This is a genomic window from Saccharophagus degradans 2-40, from assembly GCF_000013665.1.
Taxonomy (GTDB): domain Bacteria; phylum Pseudomonadota; class Gammaproteobacteria; order Pseudomonadales; family Cellvibrionaceae; genus Saccharophagus; species Saccharophagus degradans.
This window is the reverse complement of record NC_007912.1, coordinates 2920702-2938159: the sequence shown is the minus strand read 5'-3', so window position 1 is coordinate 2938159 and position 17458 is coordinate 2920702. Positions and strand designations below refer to the sequence as shown.

16 protein-coding genes are annotated in these 17458 nt (G+C 43.4%); 10 read left to right on the top strand and 6 right to left on the bottom strand.

The genetic code is table 11. The annotated features are described in order from the left end of the window. Positions 1–239 precede the first annotated feature (239 nt). Positions 240–2543: a cellulose binding domain-containing protein gene (locus tag SDE_RS21935; protein ID WP_158303878.1), complete on the bottom strand. Its 2304-nt coding sequence runs from the start codon at positions 2541–2543 to the stop codon at positions 240–242. Positions 2544–3187: 644 nt separating this feature from the next. Between SDE_RS21935 and SDE_RS12070 the strand changes: the two genes are divergently transcribed. Both SDE_RS12070 and SDE_RS12065 read left to right on the top strand, forming a co-directional pair. Continuing rightward, on the top strand, positions 3188–3637 hold the full coding sequence (locus SDE_RS12070; RefSeq protein ID WP_011468788.1) for an SRPBCC family protein: 450 nt from the start codon (positions 3188–3190) through the stop codon (positions 3635–3637). A gap of 58 nt (positions 3638–3695) precedes the next feature. Further along, complete coding sequence (locus tag SDE_RS12065; protein ID WP_011468787.1) at positions 3696–4115, top strand: cupin domain-containing protein; 420 nt, start codon at positions 3696–3698, stop codon at positions 4113–4115. A gap of 65 nt (positions 4116–4180) precedes the next feature. Here the strand turns inward: SDE_RS12065 and SDE_RS21325 are convergent, their stop codons facing one another. Then, complete coding sequence (locus SDE_RS21325) at positions 4181–5716, bottom strand: pectate lyase (protein WP_011468786.1); 1536 nt, start codon at positions 5714–5716, stop codon at positions 4181–4183. A gap of 1103 nt (positions 5717–6819) precedes the next feature. Between SDE_RS21325 and SDE_RS12055 the strand changes: the two genes are divergently transcribed. The 7 genes from SDE_RS12055 (at position 6820) to SDE_RS22865 (ending at position 11489) form a co-directional block, all read left to right on the top strand. Next, the gene (locus SDE_RS12055) at positions 6820–8097 is read left to right on the top strand and encodes a pectate lyase (RefSeq protein WP_011468785.1); all 1278 of its coding nucleotides are present in this window, start codon (positions 6820–6822) and stop codon (positions 8095–8097) included. A gap of 211 nt (positions 8098–8308) precedes the next feature. Beyond that, the gene (locus tag SDE_RS12050; protein ID WP_011468784.1) at positions 8309–8761 is read left to right on the top strand and encodes a hypothetical protein; all 453 of its coding nucleotides are present in this window, start codon (positions 8309–8311) and stop codon (positions 8759–8761) included. A gap of 34 nt (positions 8762–8795) precedes the next feature. Further along, complete coding sequence (locus SDE_RS12045; protein WP_011468783.1) at positions 8796–9299, top strand: hypothetical protein; 504 nt, start codon at positions 8796–8798, stop codon at positions 9297–9299. A 110-nt stretch (positions 9300–9409) separates the two neighbouring features. Beyond that, a complete protein-coding gene (locus SDE_RS12040) occupies positions 9410–9868 on the top strand; it encodes a GNAT family N-acetyltransferase (protein WP_011468782.1) in 459 nt (152 codons plus the stop codon). Between the two features lie 14 nt (positions 9869–9882). Continuing rightward, positions 9883–10464 (top strand): hypothetical protein, encoded by a 582-nt coding sequence (locus tag SDE_RS12035; protein WP_011468781.1) that lies wholly within the window; start codon positions 9883–9885, stop codon positions 10462–10464. A gap of 436 nt (positions 10465–10900) precedes the next feature. Beyond that, positions 10901–11254: a PRC-barrel domain-containing protein gene (locus SDE_RS12030; RefSeq protein ID WP_011468780.1), complete on the top strand. Its 354-nt coding sequence runs from the start codon at positions 10901–10903 to the stop codon at positions 11252–11254. Positions 11255–11318: 64 nt separating this feature from the next. Beyond that, positions 11319–11489 carry a hypothetical protein gene (locus SDE_RS22865; protein WP_011468779.1) on the top strand — a complete coding sequence of 57 codons (171 nt, stop codon included), beginning with the start codon at positions 11319–11321 and terminating at the stop codon, positions 11487–11489. Positions 11490–11627: 138 nt separating this feature from the next. Here SDE_RS22865 and SDE_RS12025 read toward each other — a convergent pair whose 3' ends face one another. Continuing rightward, positions 11628–12611: an alpha/beta hydrolase family protein gene (locus SDE_RS12025; protein ID WP_011468778.1), complete on the bottom strand. Its 984-nt coding sequence runs from the start codon at positions 12609–12611 to the stop codon at positions 11628–11630. 253 nt (positions 12612–12864) lie between these two features. Continuing rightward, positions 12865–13335 carry an Lrp/AsnC family transcriptional regulator gene (locus SDE_RS12020; protein ID WP_011468777.1) on the bottom strand — a complete coding sequence of 157 codons (471 nt, stop codon included), beginning with the start codon at positions 13333–13335 and terminating at the stop codon, positions 12865–12867. A 351-nt stretch (positions 13336–13686) separates the two neighbouring features. On the opposite strand from SDE_RS12020, the gene leuA reads away from it, so the two are divergent. Further along, complete coding sequence (gene leuA / locus SDE_RS12015) at positions 13687–15348, top strand: 2-isopropylmalate synthase (RefSeq protein ID WP_011468776.1); 1662 nt, start codon at positions 13687–13689, stop codon at positions 15346–15348. Positions 15349–15432: 84 nt separating this feature from the next. Here the strand turns inward: leuA and SDE_RS12010 are convergent, their stop codons facing one another. Further along, positions 15433–16773: a sensor histidine kinase gene (locus SDE_RS12010; protein ID WP_011468775.1), complete on the bottom strand. Its 1341-nt coding sequence runs from the start codon at positions 16771–16773 to the stop codon at positions 15433–15435. Continuing rightward, complete coding sequence (locus SDE_RS12005; protein WP_041325711.1) at positions 16766–17431, bottom strand: response regulator transcription factor; 666 nt, start codon at positions 17429–17431, stop codon at positions 16766–16768. Before SDE_RS12005 ends, SDE_RS12010 begins: the two co-directional genes overlap by 8 nt. Positions 17432–17458 lie beyond the last annotated feature (27 nt).

The window sequence follows — 17458 nt, the reverse complement described above, 5'->3', positions numbered from 1 at the left end:
CGGGTTGTTATCTATCTAACTTAGGCTTCGCGTTAGAGCAGGGGGGGTAGATGCTCACCTTACACAAAGTATTTCCATAAATACAAAAATAAGCCGACGCCTGTCCTATTTAGATGCTTGATAATTTACCATTATATTTTTGGTAAAAAATAAATATTGCTAGTGCTATTAGCTATTAGTTAATAGCTAATAATACAAATAAGGCAAGGCAGAAAAATCTCTGCCTTGCCTTTTATATTTTAATCAACAAGCCCGTTAATATATCGCTCTAACATTGTGTAGCCAATACTGTCTTTAGTGTTTCTATCGGCTGCGTTGAATGGATTTAGGTTGTTCGCGCGTTCCCAGTCATCTGGCATTCCGTCGCGATCACTGTCTTGCGGGGGCGTTTCACTTCTAAGTTGTGGCCAACCACCCACTTCATTCTGCGATTCAATTATGCCGTTTCCACCATAAGTAGCTGTGCCTGTACGTACTTCTTCAATAATACGAGTATCTACCGAGTCGCGTACTTTAGATGCACCTGCGTAAGCAAGAACTGACTCATATGCTTGCTCAGCTGTTTGTTCGCCTTCTATTTTCATTGAATTCCAAGGGCTACTTATTAAGGCATTTTTATTCGATACGCCAATCGAGTTGTCTGCAGTTACATTTGGGCTGCCAACCATGTGGTTACCAGAAACGTAAAAACTACCTAAGTCCGCATCGCCGTTACGCGTGTTAGGTGTAAGTAGTCGACTACGAACGCCAGATTCAGTTCTCGGCCCAGGTTTGTAATAGTTGCCGACCATATTGACGGTGGTGAAATTAAAATTAGCGTTGCCAACTTGTTGAGCTTCGCCTCCGTGTGTGCTGCTATAGCCCCAGTTATATACGACATTGTTACGATAATCCGTATAACCGGAACCCGACGCAAAGCGAACGTTTCTCGCAACATTGTGAGCAATTAAATTGTGGTGGAAGGTACTAAAAGGCGAACCCCATATAGCTGCGAATGCATGTTCGCCGCCACGATTGAGGGTCTCTGTAATCATGCTCCATTGCACAGTGATATTTTCGCCGTGATAAAGAGATAAGGTTTCATCATCTCCCCAGCTAGCACTCACATGATCCAAAATAATATTTTTTTGGTACCTCATGGAAATCGCATCAGAATCGGTTAGGGTTTCATCACCAAAGCGAACACGTATGTAACGTACGATGACATCATCAGCTTGGATAGAAAAGTTGTGCTTTCTAAGTGTAATGCCATCGCCTGGTGCAGTTTGTCCTGCTATTGTGATGTTATTATTTTTGATTGTGAGTGGTTTATTTAGAGTGATGGTTCCAGACACTTCGAACACAACGGTTCTAGGGCCAGATGCCTCTACGGCCTGACGCAAACTACCCGCGCCTGAGTCATTCAGGTTTGTAACTATATAGACATCGCCACCACGACCACCTGCGGTTATTTTTCCGTAGCCTTCTGCGGTGGGGAATGCTTTTAATATTTGCGGGCCACCAGAAGAGCTGGACGTGCTAGACGAGCTGGAACTTGAGGAGCTACTAGAAGTTGAGCTGGAACTAGAGCTTGAACTAGAGCTGCTGCTTGAGCTTCCATCAGTATTACAGTCTGCCGCAGCTACGCCATCACCGTGCACTGTAAGTGAATCTATGTTCGCTAGGCCACTGCTTGTATTTGCGCTCAATATTACGTCGTTTACGCCAGCTTTTAAAAATAGGGTAGTGCTGTCTAATAACCAGCTATCCCACGAACCTGTTGTAGGGAAGGAAATTTCGCTTTGTGCTCCATTAGCGCTAACGCTTGCAGTGCGCGCGGTGCCGGAGCCATTCGCATAGCGCCATTCGAGCGCATAATATCCATCAAAGTCGACATTTACTTTCCAGTTAATCTGTGAGCCATTAACGTTATCGGTATTGGCAAAGCCTGTGCCGGTAAAGCCACCGTTGTTGGAGTCAATGGAACCTTGTACATAACAAAAACCAAGTTCATTCTCTTCTATATGAATATATCCAGTTGTAGAGCCAGAGGAGGAGCTAGACGAGCTGGACGAGCTAGAGCTAGAAGAGCTGTTTGAAGAGCTGCTAGTGGACGAGCTTGAAGAGCTGCTAGAAGACGTACTTGAAGATGAGCTGGATGAAGTACTTCCGCTGCTAGTCTGGCAAACATCGCCATTTATAGTTGGTATTTCATTTCCGTCGCCGGTACCTTGAAACCCAATTTCTATGGACTGACTAGGCTGAATAACAGCATTCCAGCTTTCTGCCGTGGCAGAGTATGGGTTCGACCCTGAAAGCTGTGCTCCCCAGCTATTACTAATACGATTATCGCCAGCGTACTGCCAGTTAACAGCCCAACCATTTGTTGGCGTGTTACCGCTATTAGTTATACGAACGTTGCCAGTAAAGCCTGAGCCCCACTGATTAGTGACCGTATAGTCGCAGCCAGCCCAGGCGTTGGAACCGCCAAGCATGGTGCCCGCAACAAAAAACGGTGTGAGTTTTTTTAATGTAAAAGACGACCTGAATTTATTATTCTTCATCGTGATATCTCTCATTATGTAAGATTTTTAGTAACTGCTTGGATCATGTCCATTTGTTACTTCTCCTGCTTCAAGTTATAAAAAAGCAAATCTATTTAATAACTAGAATACACAGTGAAAAAAAAGCCTATCTCAATGCTGTTGCCCACCCACGACATATCTCATTTGATTACAGGGCTAGCCTGTGATTAAAAAGATAAACATGTTTAATAAATGATGAGAGTAGCTACGACAGAGAATACGAGATTTTTAATACCCAATTCTCTTAAGGGTTAAAGAGGCTATAAGAATTGGTGTTTTACTGGTGAACTAATTGTATCAGGCATCTTTAAGTCAAATGGAATATATCTTTGGGTTTTTCATTGATTACGTCACAGTATTTAAATTTCTTAATGTTCTTAAAATAATACAAATTTCTGGCGCAGTTGTTATGGGCGACATTAAAATCTAATAGACGCACTTAGTTTGCGTGGGTGTGGAAAGTGGGTTTTAGTTATCCATAAGAATAATAGCAACCGCTGTATCAATTATGGCAAGTGTAGAAAATAGTGGGGCGGTATTTTTAACAGGTAGTTAACTGTTTTTGCTTTTCAAGGCATGCGATACATTCGCTTAGTATAAAAATTTCAAGATAGAGTGTAAAAATGAACCCTAGTAACCTAATTATTAAATCTCAAATGCAAATCCATCGGCCGGTGGCAGAATGTTGTGAGGCATTCGTTAACCCTGAAGTTACTACTAAATTTTGGTTTACTAAAAGTAGTGGTCGGCTTGAAGAGGGCAAAAAAGTACGCTGGGATTGGGAGATGTTTGGGGTGGGTGACTTTCTTACCGTTACGGAGTTAAAAGAAAATAAACGCATACTCATCGAATGGGAGAGTGACGCCATATTTGTAGAATGGTGTTTTGAAGACTGGAACGGGAGCGCGACGTTAATTACAATTTCTACTTGGGGTTTTTCTGGCAACAGTGAGGAATTATTGCTTCAAGCAGTGGATACGAAGGGAGGGTATACAATGGTGCTTGCGGGGTTAAAAGCTTGGCTAGAACACGGCGTAGAGCTTGGCTTGGTGCGGGACCAGTTTCCTAGTTAGTTGGAAAAACCAGACTTGTAACATTCGACTAAATTTAAATTACGAAGTGGAGCAAACTATGAAAAACAAACATAGGAAACCGATATTTTTACAACCAAGTGAAGGCCGACCCTATGCTATGGGCTCTATTTCTGCGTTGTTTAAGGCGGACGGTGAAGAAACAGGGGGTAACTATTCAATATCTGAGTGGTGGTTAGAACCTTACTCTAAGGGGCCTGGTGCCCATAGTCATAATGAAGACGACATCTTCTTTGTTATAGAAGGGGTTGTGCACTTTTTAATTGATGATCTCTGGAAAGAAGCGCAAAAAGGTAGCTTCGTGTTGGTGCCCGGCGGTATTACTCATGACTTTGAAAATAGGGGAGATACTCGTGCGGGAATACTTAATTTTTCTGTTCCAGGGAGCTTCGAATCGAATATGCCAAAAATCGTTTCATGGTTTGAAGAGCATCCACCTGGCAATACTAAAAACAGCTAGCTTGTTACTTTAAAGGTTAAAACGAGACCGGCAACCGCCGGCCTCTTGTGTAATAAAAACAGTACTTAGAAGCTGGTAATGTTGGAAGATGTGCAGCTTTTCCACTTACCAATACAAATGTCGCCTGCATTTTTTAATCGGCTATTTGTGATTCTCGCTGTTGCATTTGGGCTGTCTGAGCGGAAAACACCTTCACCCATATTTGAGATATCACAATTATCTACGGTTACAGACATAGCGAAAGTTTTACCGCCATTCTGACGTAAAAATTTACCCATTTTATCTACAATGCAATTAGAAACCTTTAGGTTGGTAACTGCGTTTACTTGTATAAATTTATCTGAACCGTCATAACCCTCAATATTTGAAACGGTAACGTTTCCTTCAGATTTAACGGTCATTGCATCTTCACCCACATTGGTCCAGCGGATGTTATCCAAGGTGCCGCCGTTATAAACATGAATACCGTCTACGCCATTGTTGCCTAGAATCACGTTTTTGAGTGTTGCGCCGTTCTCCACTCGGAATGCCGGTTTCTGGCTTTCTGATTGACTGCCATCGCCAAGGGCACTTGTAGGGTTATACGTTTTACAGTTCCCATCGAAAGTCCCGCTAGTAACTTTAATAGTAGAGGAAACAGATTGACTGCCTGTAGAACGGCAGCTAGAGCCTTTGCCACCGGAGTTACTGCTTGATGAACTTGAGCTAGACGATGAACTAGTGGATGACGAGTTGCTTGAACAACTGCCGGCTGACGGGTTGGTGCCTATTACCTTTAATGAATCAATATTAGGTAATCCGCTGCTGTTAGTTGCAACAATTCGAACAATATTATTCCCGCCTTTTAACGGAACGTTGGCGGAGTCAACTGTCCAGCTTGTCCACGAACCCGTAGATGGAAAACTAAAGCTGCCTACTGAAGATCCATTAACTACCACGCTAGCCGATCGTGTAGTAGCGCTTGCATATCGAGCGTCGAGGAGATAATTCCCATTAGAGGGAACGTTAAGTGCGTATTCAACTGCGGAACCGTTTTGGTTCTCGGTGTTGGCAAAGCCACTACCGGTATAGCCTGAGTTATTGTTATCTATCGATCCGTCCACACGGCAGAAGCCGGATGCATTTTCTTGGATTAAAAGTTCAGAGCCGCCGGAGCTAGAAGAGCTACTTGAACTTGTGGATGAAGAACTGGTAGAACTTGTTGAGCTAGAACTACTAGAGCTGCTTGAGCTAGTGCTAGAGCCTCCGCCCGAGCAGGTGGGCTCCACAAAGCTGCCATCGTGGCCACCTTGAAAACCAAAGGAGGCGCTTTGGCCGGGATTTAAATTACCATTCCAACCAATATTGCCGGCAGTTACGGTGTTTCCGTTTGTGCTTAATATTGCATTCCAGCCGCTGCTTACTTGAGGTGGCTCAGAAAAATTAATAGGAACCTGCCAAGAACCAACCTGTGAAGAGCCTGTGTTGGTTACATTAACATTAACGGTGTATCCGTTATTCCAAACATTGGTGTTAGAGATACTGCAAGTTACTTGAGCGTATAGATTGGTACTTCCCAGTACAAGTGGAAGTGCCAGCCAAGCCTTGGGGATTCGCAACATGATATTTACCTATATGTTATTTGTGTAGTTGTAGTAAGGTGTCAATTCTCGCAAAATGGGTATGACCAAAGTAATGATCAATAACCGTTGTTAAGCTAAAGATTGGACAGGCAGATTATTGGATTTGTGGCAAATCACTTCAAGGTATTGGTTATACCTTTTTGTTATTTTTGTCGATTATCGCTATTAAAGTTTCAAGAAGTAGAGTAGTTCACCGTGCAGGTGATCTTTTGTGCGGTTAGGCTGGCGTGAGCGTGAAAATAGAGCGGTAATTTACGGTTAATATTTTTTCTTACTTGCTAGTAATCTATATGCTGGAGCACCTATGTTTAGCTAAATTCGATTGCGAAAAAACCTTCTTGTGTGGGAGTCGAGCAAGTGTGGCGGGAGATCTCACTTATTGTATTATTATAATAGAGTAGGGTTGGTTGCCTGATTATTTCATAAGGTGTTACAGGACGAGCGAGCTTATATTGGTTAGTGCGTAGTCCCCAGGAATTTGATGGGATGAAAATTGGCGGCAGGTATGACTCTAACAACTTGTGCGGCAACCACACTGCCAAATAATTTGAAAGCCATATAATGAAACTGAATTAGTGGGAATTAGAGGCGCCAAAAAATTGTTGCTCGCGAAAGGGGGCATCTAGTTTGGTGTTACATAGCTTGTATAGCCTGCATCTTATTTTCGCGCAATATTCTAGGGGCGAATATTGGCAGCGGTTTAGACTAGCTAATATATTTGAAAATTTCGTTTTATTCCTTAAGTATTCAACTAGCGACTTTTTCAACCAGAGGGAGAGTGTAACTAGATTGGTTTATAAGCTCATACTGCATGTGGTTATTAAAAGTAAGTTATTAAAAATAATCTGCTAAAAACAAGTTACTAAAAATAATTTTCTAAAGGAATGGAAAGTGGTTTTTTAAAACTAATGTTTTTAGCCAATAACCAAAAAATTCGAGAAGTTTAGAAAAGGTACGAGAGCAAGTGATGCATTGGTTTAGTTGTATTAATTTTATTTAATTTAGTTAGCACCTAAGCACTTTTGTTAACGAGCAAAATAAGGATTATTTGGCTTGGTTTATAACTATGTATGGAGTAAAAAATGTTTAAGTATGCGCTATATGTTGTGGCCTTGGTGGCTGGCGTAGTGGTTAGCTTAGCAGCCTGCAGCAAGAGAGCTACGCAGCAAGTAGAGACTGAATTCTACGAGATTAATGAGCGGGGCGGAGATGATGGTCGCCTGCTACGCGTTGTGAATTTAAATAATCAGGGGGTTGGCTCTTTGCGCTGGGCGTTGGCGCAGACAGGTGCTAGAAAAATAATTTTCGATGTAGGGGGGGTGATAGATCTAGAAGAAAAATCGCTCAAGATTCGTGAAGCCCATGTGACAATCGCTGGAGAGACGGCCCCATCACCGGGTATCACCCTTATCAAGGGCGGACTAAGAATAGAAACCCACAATGTCAAAGTTTCGCACCTTATGATTAGGCCTGGTGACGCAGGGTACTCCAAAGGTCAAGGTTGGAAACCCGACGGCATAACTATATATGGCAGCAAAGCGAGGCATGTTGTTATTGATCATTGCTCGGTTACATGGGCTGTCGACGAAAATATCGCAGTATCTGGCCCAGCAGATAAGGGGGCAGAGGCTACCGCGGGTAAGGTTCTTATTCGCAATTCAATTATTGCCGAAGCGCTAAGCAATGCATCCCACCCAGAGGGGGAGCATTCTAAGGGCATACTCATACACAACAATGTGCAGCATGTAAGCTTGGTTAACAATTTGTTGGCTCACAATAGGCGAAGAAACCCTTATTTTAAGGCGGGTACAACGGGAATTGTAATTGGCAATATAATTTATAACCCAGGGAAACGTGCTATTCATATGTCTTCGGGCCGTGCTGATGCTAGCCTGCCAACACTGTCAATTACAGGGAATTTGTTTATTCCAGCAGCTAATACTTCCCCCAACCTTAGTTTGATAAGCAACTATGGAAAAATTTATTCGAGTGGAAACTTGGTGCAGGGGGAGAGCAGGCCGATAACTGATGGTAAAAGTATTTCATTGACTGCGCCGCCGCTACAGCAAGTAGGCATAAATTTAACCGATACAGGTACACAAAACGACTTTTGCCAAACCCTAAGCAACGCAGGTGCCCGCCCGTGGGACCCCGACCCGATTGATATTAGAATAAAAACACAACTTTTGGCTGGCGAAGGACGAATTATTGATAGCCAGAGCGAGGTTGGAGGCTACCCAATACATAACGTCAATAACAAAGAAACCGCTGAAGCAGGCTCTACGCAGGGGGATGGTATGTTGCAGTTTGATACTGAGTTATTGAGAAAAATACCAAACCTGTGTAGTGGCATGATGTAATAAATAGATGCTCTTACATGCAAGGCTAGAAACGGACCATTGTGCTACTGAGAGTGTACGGATTATGGAAATTTTGTGTTTGAAATAGGGCCTTATATTGGGTTTGTTTTACTCGCAATTACGCTTTAAGTTTTTGTGGAATAGTGTCCTTTATTGTCGATTGCAATAATTTTTATAGAGGCTTTTTACTTACCGCATAGGGGTTAGTTAAATGATTAAGATTATTCTGCTTATTTTTCTCTTTATATCAGCTTCGGCGTCCTCGCAGGTTTTATCAACGCAATTGGTAGACAGTTGGGGGTATGAAACAGTTCATAATACCAATTACTTGGACAGTTACTGTATAGGGTCTAAAGAGCCTGTTGACTGGCGATACCAAAGTATCCGCTCAAAGAACACGAGTGTAGAAATAGGGGATGCTTATTATAGGTATACGCTCGGTAGAGAGGTGTTTGCCACAGTTACTGATGCCGAGCGGCGTGTAATGGCAATCAATAACCCCAAAAATAGAAACTCGAAACAATCCAAGATGTGTGATATTCGAAAAGCCTTTCGGGATGGGAATGTGGTGTATTTTATACATACAGATGTGGGTGCTTTTCGTTCGGAAATGCATCGGCTATACGGTATGTTAATTGAGGCTAAGCAGCGCCGAGCGGATTAGGTGCCCACAACTTCTGATAGGTGTAATGTAAGTTATGAGTCTTGAACAGGAAATACTCAATTGGGATGGTAAATCTTCGGCTGACATAAGCGAAATTTACAGCCACTACAGTTGCGATAGTGATTTTACTATAACTCTCGTAGATTTTTGTAAACCTAAAGATTTACAGAAGGGCGCTACCTGGCTATTGAAAAAACATCTTGAACGAAATCATCGCTTAAGTACGGCTCAAATAGCGACTATTTACCAACTAGTTTCTAATTTAAATGGCTGGGAGGCAAAGCTGCACATATTGCAAAGTATGGCTTACATGCCTGTTGGTGAGAAGGAGAAGCAGGGGGTTGAAGTGTTTTTACGAAACTGCCTAATTAGCGATAATAAGTTTGTCCGAGCTTGGGCGTATAACGGTTTTTATGAGCTTGCACTTCAATACCCAGCGTATAAAACCGAAGTGAAAAAGTTTTTAGACATGGCGATGAAGGATGAAGCCGCATCGGTTAAGGCTAGAGTTCGAAATATATTGAAGCGCGGTTTTTGAGGCACGAGCGCTTTTACCTTTAAAGGCAGATCTAAAATTTGTATAGTTTTGTTGAAACTGGATAGTGGCAAATTTGGTATAAAAGATATTCTATATCAGAGGGGTAGGGCGTGGAGCTTCATCAAGTTGTTGGTGATTTAGTAAAAACATACATGAATTTGGCGCAAGCCTACGAAGCAGAATTCTCATTACTTACTGGCAAGCTACCAGGTAAGGATGGGGCGTACTCCCTTGATACGCTTTTAGATGAGGTTCATATCGGGTATTTGGCGTTTGAAGGTGATAACCCTATAGCTTTCGCGAATATATACCAAAGTGAAAATACATACGAAATATGCGAGTTTTACGTTGTTCCTGCTGCAAGAAAAAGAAAGCTAGGCTCGAAATTTATAGCCAGTATTTGGAAGTCTCATCCTGGCAGCTGGGAAGTAAAACAAATACAAGGCGCAGATTATGCGGTAAACTTTTGGCGCAGCGCCCTTACTTCTGAAGGGATTTTATATTCTGAGTGTGAATATGACGATACATACTGGGGAAAGGTAAATCGCCAAGTATTTGATGTTAGGTAGGGCGGGTAAGTCTAATGAATGATGTAACTACACAGCTCTCTGCAACAAGTTGGGATCATCTTTATTTTTATGGTTTAACTAAATCTCCGTTAAGTGAGGTAGGGTTAAATCAAAATATGGTACAAGCGTTAATAGGAATGGTGGGCGCTACAGCATCAGTGAGTACTGGTGCACTTATCAACCCTAAATATATGCTTAATCAGAAAGGTACTACACCTTGGTTAGCAATGTATGCCCTAGTTACTATGAAACAACCTGAGCTGCTAGATGAAGTATTTAATGGCGCGGCTGCCGCTTTTGTCCCAAATCAAGCTATAGAGCCTATATTTATAGATCATATTAATTGGCCAAGTGACATGTTGGCTAACTACGATATTGAGCTAGAAGGCTTTAATATTTTTATTTTACCTTTCATGGTGCCCAATACCTCCCGCTATAACCTAACGCTTTCGCAATCTATGAAAGCTCCTGATGGTAGTTTAGAAATATTTGGTGCTGGAAAGTTCGACGAAAATAAGCCCGAAGATGTGCTGGCTAGTATTCAAGACGCTTTAGTATTTATTAAAATGCATCGGCAGGATGTTTGGGGTAAGTAATCTCAATTTCTATTCGACCGGTCGAACTATTACCTTTTTCTGTTGGTGGGTAAACTTATGCTATGCCGTTATAAGTTCACATAAAAGTAATCTACCGCTAGGCCTCCAAAAAAATCAATTACCGCGCGGTAAATTTAGGCGCTTGTAAAGCGCGTACACTGCTTGTCGAAACTACTGCTGTCTACTCCTGACTAGAAGTGGTTTCTAAGTGTTGGCACTTCCTTTCTCGACATGTTTAACCGTCCGCTTTGTCTTCAATAACGTTCTGTGTGAAATTTACAAAGAACTTTGTAAATAATTCGGTAATTTTGTGCGCTGCACCTATGTTTTAGCGCATTTTTTACACTAATTGTCGTGTTTCTCCCTGTTTTTAAGTTGGCACAGCCGTTGCTAAATAACAATTGCCGTTCACTAAATATTTATTGAGGATTGTAATATGACAATTTTAAACAAAAGCTATCAACCCGTTCTTTCTGCTGGCAGTCTTGTTGGTGACAAAGTGATGAATGTAAATGGTGATGATCTAGGTAAAATTGAAGAGCTTATGTTCGATGTTGACACCGGTCGTATTGAATACGCTGTGCTTTCTTTCGGTGGTTTTTTAGGCTTGGGGGATAAGTACTTTGCGATTCCTTGGAGTGCAATGGAAGTGAATTTGGCAGAGAAATGTATGGTGCTTAACATTCCGAAAGAACGTTTAAAAAACGCAAAAGGTTTCGATAAAGATAACTGGCCAAATATGGCGGATCATACGTGGGCGGCAGAGCTTCGCAATCAGTACGGTTTATAAGCCTGAATACGCCGACTAGGCAAATCTGGTCGGCATTCCAACTAGATATTTAAAGGAGTTAATCATGGAAAATTTCGAATTAAATCAGCAAGAATTAACCTACGTAGCAGGATTGGGAACAGTTGGCTTAGTAGATGACATTGATGCGCTAGAAAGTTCTGATAGTTATCGCATGCAAGAGCGGCCAGCCAAATCTCATTGGTGGGATGATGTGGTTGTTAAGATTACCTATTAATGCAAAAGAGCATTAATAAAAAGGTAGTTCATTTTTTAGTCGTATATTTTAAAGATGTAGAAGCAGTTCGCACGTTACAGGCTTCTCTGTGTTATTGAATCACTGGCGGTACGAACAACCAGCCAGTGATTTTACTTCTTAGTTCGAGCCGTTTTTAACGTGTTGATCGAACCACTGTAATATTGCTTGATGAAATTCTTTCTTGTTCTCTTTATTTTTTATGCTGTGGCCCGCATTGGGGAAGAGCATAAGTTTATGGGGAATGCCTTCCTGCTTCAATTTTTCTGCCATATTGATAGAGTTCTCTGGCTGTACCTTGTTATCCTCTTCGCCGTGCATGAGTAAAACAGCCATATGCTTAGGCAATTTCTCTGGCCATTTTTGAGCTGATCTGTGAGTGAGTTCTGCTTCGCGATTTTGATAGTAGTTGGGTATCCACCTAGAAAGTACATTGTCCTCCATAATTGGGCGATAGGGGATTTCTTTGAATAAGTCGGTTGGGCCGCCAATTGTAACCAATGCGCGGATGCGATTTGTGTGTGTGGCTGCCAAGTAACCCATCATGGCGCCGCGGCTACCGCCTAGCATGCCTATGCGGCTACTATCGGCTTGTGGCATGGAGTCGATAATAGGCAGCAAGGCTAATACGTCGTTAACATCCTTCCCTCCAAACTCATCTGCTAAATAATTTTCTTGTGGCTTTTTACCTTCTCGTGCGCCACGGTACTGCGATGCAATTACAATATAGCCTGCATTTGCTAGAGGTAAAAACTGCGATACGATAAATTTAAAGGGCACCACACCACTTAAGGCATTACCGCCACGGTTTACAATAATGACTGGCCGTTTGGTTGTGTCTGCCGTTTTACTGTAAAGGTACACTCCACGCACGGCGTGCCCGTCTACATTGTAGGTAAACCATTGGCATTCAAACTTAGCTTGTATTTTGGTTAGCTTTGTTAGCTTATTCGGGTCGGTAGGGGCTGGGTCTTTGGAGAATGGAAAGTCGTAACACGAAACCTTTGTTTCTTCAATCGAGCTAAAAGTATTGTGGCTTGGTGTAGACATATGACTGCATGCCGTTAATAGGCTTAGTGCCGTAAGTATAAAAATTTGCTTCATTAGCTGGCCCTTCCTGTTATGCCGCTAGGCTCATATAGTATTTACAAAGTGCGCTGCAGCTTATCAGAGGCTTATACCTTGGGCTAGGCCTTAGCGTGTTGGGGTATGTTGCATAAGATATGCACGAATTTTTATATGATTTGATGGCTGCAAAACGGTAATAGCTAAGTTATTGGGGGTAGGTTTTGTTCGCACAATTTTAGGTTTATATAAGCACCACAGCGAAGAGGTGCCCTCAGCTTAATAGCCCCAATTACCCTATGGGCAGCACCCCTGTATTCACGGGGGTTTTTAATACAAACGATGAGTGCACTCCGCTAACGCCTTCGATGGTTGTGAGTGTATGCAGTAAAAAATGCTGGTAGGCATCCATATCTTTCACTATTACCTTCATTAAATAATCCGCAGATTGGCCCGCTATCAGGTGGCATTCCAATACTTCTGGGTGCAGGGCTATTTTGCGTTCGAAGTTTTCAAACCGCTCGGGGGTGTGTTTATCCATACCTACCTGAATAAACGCAATAAGCGTTAGGCCGAGTTTGCGCGCGTTTAGGTGGGCTCGGTAGCCTGCTATTAGGCCTAGCTCCTCTAAGTGGCGTACACGGCGTAAACAGGGGGATGGGGAGAGGTTAATTCTATCGGCTAATTCTTGATTGGATAGCCTGCCATCTTTTTGCAGTATGTCGAGTATCATTCGGTCGTACTTATCGAGTTCTGTGGTCATATGGCACCTAATGGCAATAATATTTCAATAATAGTTCTATATTGGGCATAAAATAGCACAAATAAATGTATTTGTGGTTTTTTGGCAATAATCTGCTGCGCCTTCTTACGTATACTAATTCCATGTTGATGCACGCGGTGTTGCAAACCAAGGTGAGGTGAAAGCCTACCTACTTAAGCCCTTACAAGGGGCTGCAACACAGGGGTTACCCATCCCTTAGTAGCAAGCACGCTACACAAGCACTCGCCTCACAAGGGCAAGCAAATTTAAGGCTTAAACAGAGCCTGTGATTGTGCCACCGCTTTGCATCCTTACTTTGTAGTTAGTTAATTCTTATTTGGAGCCTTTCCCATGCTTGCTCAGCCAGCGCAAAAATACCGTCCATTTAAAGGTGCACAGTTAGCCGATCGTCAATGGCCAAACCGCACTATAGAAAAACCGCCCATTTGGATGAGCACGGATTTGCGTGATGGTAATCAGGCGCTTATCGACCCCATGTCGGTGGAAACCAAGCTTACGTTTTTTAAAGAAATTGTCGCTATGAATTTTAAGGAGATCGAAATTGGGTTTCCTTCTGCATCCGATACCGATTTTCAGTTTACGCGCAGGCTTATTGACGAAGGGCACATTCCTGAAGATGTGACCATAGAGGTGCTTGTACAAGCGCGTAAAGAATTAATAGAGCGCACCGTAGAAAGTGTGCGCGGTGCAAAGCGGGTGATTATTCATATGTACAACCCCACTGCGCCTAGCTTTCGCTCTATTGTGTATAAAACCGATAAAGCCGGTGTTAAAAATATTGCGGTGCAAGGCACCAAGTGGGTGATGGAAGCCACAGCCAAGGCGCCTGAGGTGGAGTGGGTATACCAATATTCGCCAGAGGTTTTTTCTGGCACAGAAATAGAATTTTCCAAAGAAGTGGTGGATGCTGTAAGTGCAACATGGCAACCAACGCCAGAAAATAAAATGATTATTAATTTACCCGCAACCGTAGAAATGGGTACGCCCAATACCTACGCGGATCAAATTGAGTGGATGCACCGTTATATAGAGCGGCGCGATTCTATAGTGTTAAGTGTTCACCCGCATAACGATAGGGGTACAGCCGTTGCGGCTGCCGAATTAGCGGTAATGGCGGGCGCAGATAGGGTAGAGGGGTGTTTGTTTGGTAATGGCGAGCGCACCGGTAATGTGGATTTGGTTACCCTTGCGCTTAACCTTTATACGCAGGGTGTGCACCCAGGGTTAGATTTTTCTGATATAGATAAAGTGCGCAAACTTGTAGAAACCTGTAACCAAATACCTGTGCATCCGCGCCACCCATACGCCGGTGAACTTGTATTTACGGCGTTTTCTGGTTCGCATCAAGATGCGATTAAGAAAGGGTTTGCGCAACGAAAAGACGGCGAAATTTGGGAAGTACCTTACTTGCCAATAGACCCTAAAGATTTAAATCGCGATTATGATGCCGTGGTGCGTGTAAACAGCCAGTCTGGTAAAGGTGGCGTGAGCTTTTTACTTCAACAAAAGGCTGGTTTGGAATTGCCGCGCCGCTTACAAATAGAATTTAGTGGCATAGTGCAAAAAATTAATGATGAAACCGGTAAAGAAATGACCGCCGCGCAAATTGTGGATGTGTTTCAGCAAGAATATTTTGGAGCTACGCAAGGGTTTGAATATGTTGCGTGCCACGTATCAGACAGCAAAACTATTGCAGAAGGCATGCAGGTTGAGGTGGAGTTAGTTAAACAAGGTGAAGCGTTTACGGTTGTAGGTGAAGGCAGCGGCCCTATTGATGCCGCAGTAACGGCTATAAATAAAGTTGTACCTGCTGGAGTGAGCGTTGTGGATTATCACGAGCATGCAGTTAGGGAGGGGGCCGATGGTGAAGCAGTGTGTTATGTGGAGTTAAAGGTGGGTAATGGGCGGCCAGTGTTTGGGGTTGGGCGTCATAAGAATATTGTTGTTGCGGCGGTTAGGGCGATGGTGGGGGGGGTAAATCGAGCTAGCTAATTGTGAGTTGCTAATCGCTAGGAGCTAACTACTAGTGTAAGTACGAGCCGCTGATGGAATTTGAGTGTTCCAACAGCGGCAATTTTAGATCAGTTCGCTTCTGGCGTTTATGCCGCAGGTGTGTAGGGTTAGGCGGGAGATGGCGTTTTCGCCTGCTAGTTCGAATTCGAACATCCAGCCTTGTTTGTTTGCAATTCGGTCTACTAGGGCGAGGCCTAGGCCGAAGCCGCCGGTTTGCATTGTGTTTCTAATGTTGCCGTTTTCGGAGCCGTGGCCGAAGGCGGGGTTGTGATTGGTTATTTCTATACAGTTATCGTTGGTAGCTATTTTAATTTTACCGTCGTCGCAGTGTTGGAATGCGTTGCGAATAATATTGTCGAGCGAAATGTGCACAAGTACGGTTTCAATGGTAATGGGCTCGCTGGGTTTAAGTTCTAGCTGCACATCTATATTTTTTGAAGTGATAATACTTTTGTTATCGGCAATTAATTCTTTTATTAATTTGTTTATATCCGTTGGTGCCTTTTCGGGCGCTGTGTAGCGATCAACCGCTAGCCAAAGAATAGCCTCTGTGACGGACTTCATGCTATCGCCTGCGCGGCGAATGCGTTGTAGCAGGGGGTCTAGTTTGTTGTCGTTTATTTTGCGTTTGTATTCAATTACATCCATCGCATTGCGAATAATGGCAATGGGGGTACGCAATTCGTGGCTCGCGTTGCGCAGAAATTGCGATTCACGTTTGTTGTGCTCATGAATACGTTGCAAGGCGTCGTACAGGCTTTGCGCTACTTGGCCAATTTCGTCTTCGCGTAAATCGGTGGGTAAGTCGCTAGGGGGTTGGTCTTGATCTAGCTTTTCAATCCAGTTAGACAGGCTGCTTAGTGGCGAAATAGCGTGCAGCATAATTTGCCTAAAGAATAGCAGCAGTACAATTACGCCTACACCGCCTACTATAGAAAGAATGGTTAAGCGTCGCCATACGCCGCCTGCCTGCTCATCAGACACCGTAATGGTGTAGGTCATGTACAGTTTTTGGTCGGTATTTACTAAGTCTTCAATAATTAAATGGTAATGCGACTCTGTATCGGTGTGTTTCATGTAGCGATACATAATATTGTCGGAAGAGCGCGGCCATATATCCCATTTATCTTCCGGAAATACATTTTTAACTTCTTCGGGCACGTTTTCTGCGCCCACGTAACCATTTAGCGAGTGGGAGCGGGGTACAGGGGTGTTAGGGTTTTCTGCGTGGGCTTTTACGAAGTTACTCGATTCTTGTCTAAGAATAGAGTGCGTAGCTTCGGTAAGCCCAGACCGATAAAGCTCGGCCAGTAGTGATGTATAAAAGGACACCATTAGAATGGAAAAGATTGCGATAATTTTGCCTACGCGAACCTTTAACGACTGCTCACCCAGACTATTCATCGCGCAGTGCTACACCTACTCCACGCAACGTATGAATGAGCGCTTTATCAAATGGTTTGTCTACTAATTTACGCAATGTATACATATGCGACTTGAGTGCTTCAGAATCGGGTGGGCTATCTTTCCACAATACGTTTTCTAGCTCTTGGCGAGACATAACCCGTGGGCTAGCTTGCATAAGCGCGATGAGTAGTTTCCAGCAAGCGGGGGAGAGGTCTATTTGTTGGCCCGCGCGGCAAACCTGATGGTTTTCTAAGTGGGCTTCTAAATCTGCAACAGTAAGCGTTGTACTGCTATGCGATTTGCGTTTGCTTAACGCCTTTAGGCGGGCAGCAAGTTCGGGCAAATCGAAAGGTTTAACAAGGTAATCATCTGCGCCTGCTTCAAAGCCCGAGAGCTTGTCTTCTAGGGTGTCGCGGGCAGTGAGCATAATAATGGGGGCGTTGTTGCCCTGTGCGCGAATTTTTTCGCAAAGGGTAATACCGTCTAAACCTGGCATCATAATATCCAACACCATTGCGTCGTAGGTATTGTCTTGCAGTAACTGAAAGGCATGGTCGCCACGGTGCGCGTAATCGCAGTCAAAGCCTTGCAGCTCTAAGTAGTCGAGTACTGTTGCGGCGAGGTCTCGGTTATCTTCAACAAGCAGAATTAGCATCATAGTTTACGGGCTAAATAATGGGCA

Coding starts and splice junctions, on each gene's coding strand:
- SDE_RS21935 (WP_158303878.1), bottom strand. CDS start 2,543: ATGAAGAATAATAAATTCAGGTCGTCTTTTACATTAAAAAAACTCACA.
- SDE_RS21325 (WP_011468786.1), bottom strand. CDS start 5,716: ATGTTGCGAATCCCCAAGGCTTGGCTGGCACTTCCACTTGTACTGGGA.
- SDE_RS12050 (WP_011468784.1), top strand. CDS start 8,309: ATGATTAAGATTATTCTGCTTATTTTTCTCTTTATATCAGCTTCGGCG.
- SDE_RS12010 (WP_011468775.1), bottom strand. CDS start 16,773: ATGAATAGTCTGGGTGAGCAGTCGTTAAAGGTTCGCGTAGGCAAAATT.
- SDE_RS12020 (WP_011468777.1), bottom strand. CDS start 13,335: ATGACCACAGAACTCGATAAGTACGACCGAATGATACTCGACATACTG.
- SDE_RS12035 (WP_011468781.1), top strand. CDS start 9,883: ATGAATGATGTAACTACACAGCTCTCTGCAACAAGTTGGGATCATCTT.
- SDE_RS12045 (WP_011468783.1), top strand. CDS start 8,796: ATGAGTCTTGAACAGGAAATACTCAATTGGGATGGTAAATCTTCGGCT.
- SDE_RS12005 (WP_041325711.1), bottom strand. CDS start 17,431: ATGCTAATTCTGCTTGTTGAAGATAACCGAGACCTCGCCGCAACAGTA.
- leuA (WP_011468776.1), top strand. CDS start 13,687: ATGCTTGCTCAGCCAGCGCAAAAATACCGTCCATTTAAAGGTGCACAG.
- SDE_RS12070 (WP_011468788.1), top strand. CDS start 3,188: ATGAACCCTAGTAACCTAATTATTAAATCTCAAATGCAAATCCATCGG.
- SDE_RS12025 (WP_011468778.1), bottom strand. CDS start 12,611: ATGAAGCAAATTTTTATACTTACGGCACTAAGCCTATTAACGGCATGC.
- SDE_RS12030 (WP_011468780.1), top strand. CDS start 10,901: ATGACAATTTTAAACAAAAGCTATCAACCCGTTCTTTCTGCTGGCAGT.
- SDE_RS12055 (WP_011468785.1), top strand. CDS start 6,820: ATGTTTAAGTATGCGCTATATGTTGTGGCCTTGGTGGCTGGCGTAGTG.
- SDE_RS12065 (WP_011468787.1), top strand. CDS start 3,696: ATGAAAAACAAACATAGGAAACCGATATTTTTACAACCAAGTGAAGGC.
- SDE_RS22865 (WP_011468779.1), top strand. CDS start 11,319: ATGGAAAATTTCGAATTAAATCAGCAAGAATTAACCTACGTAGCAGGA.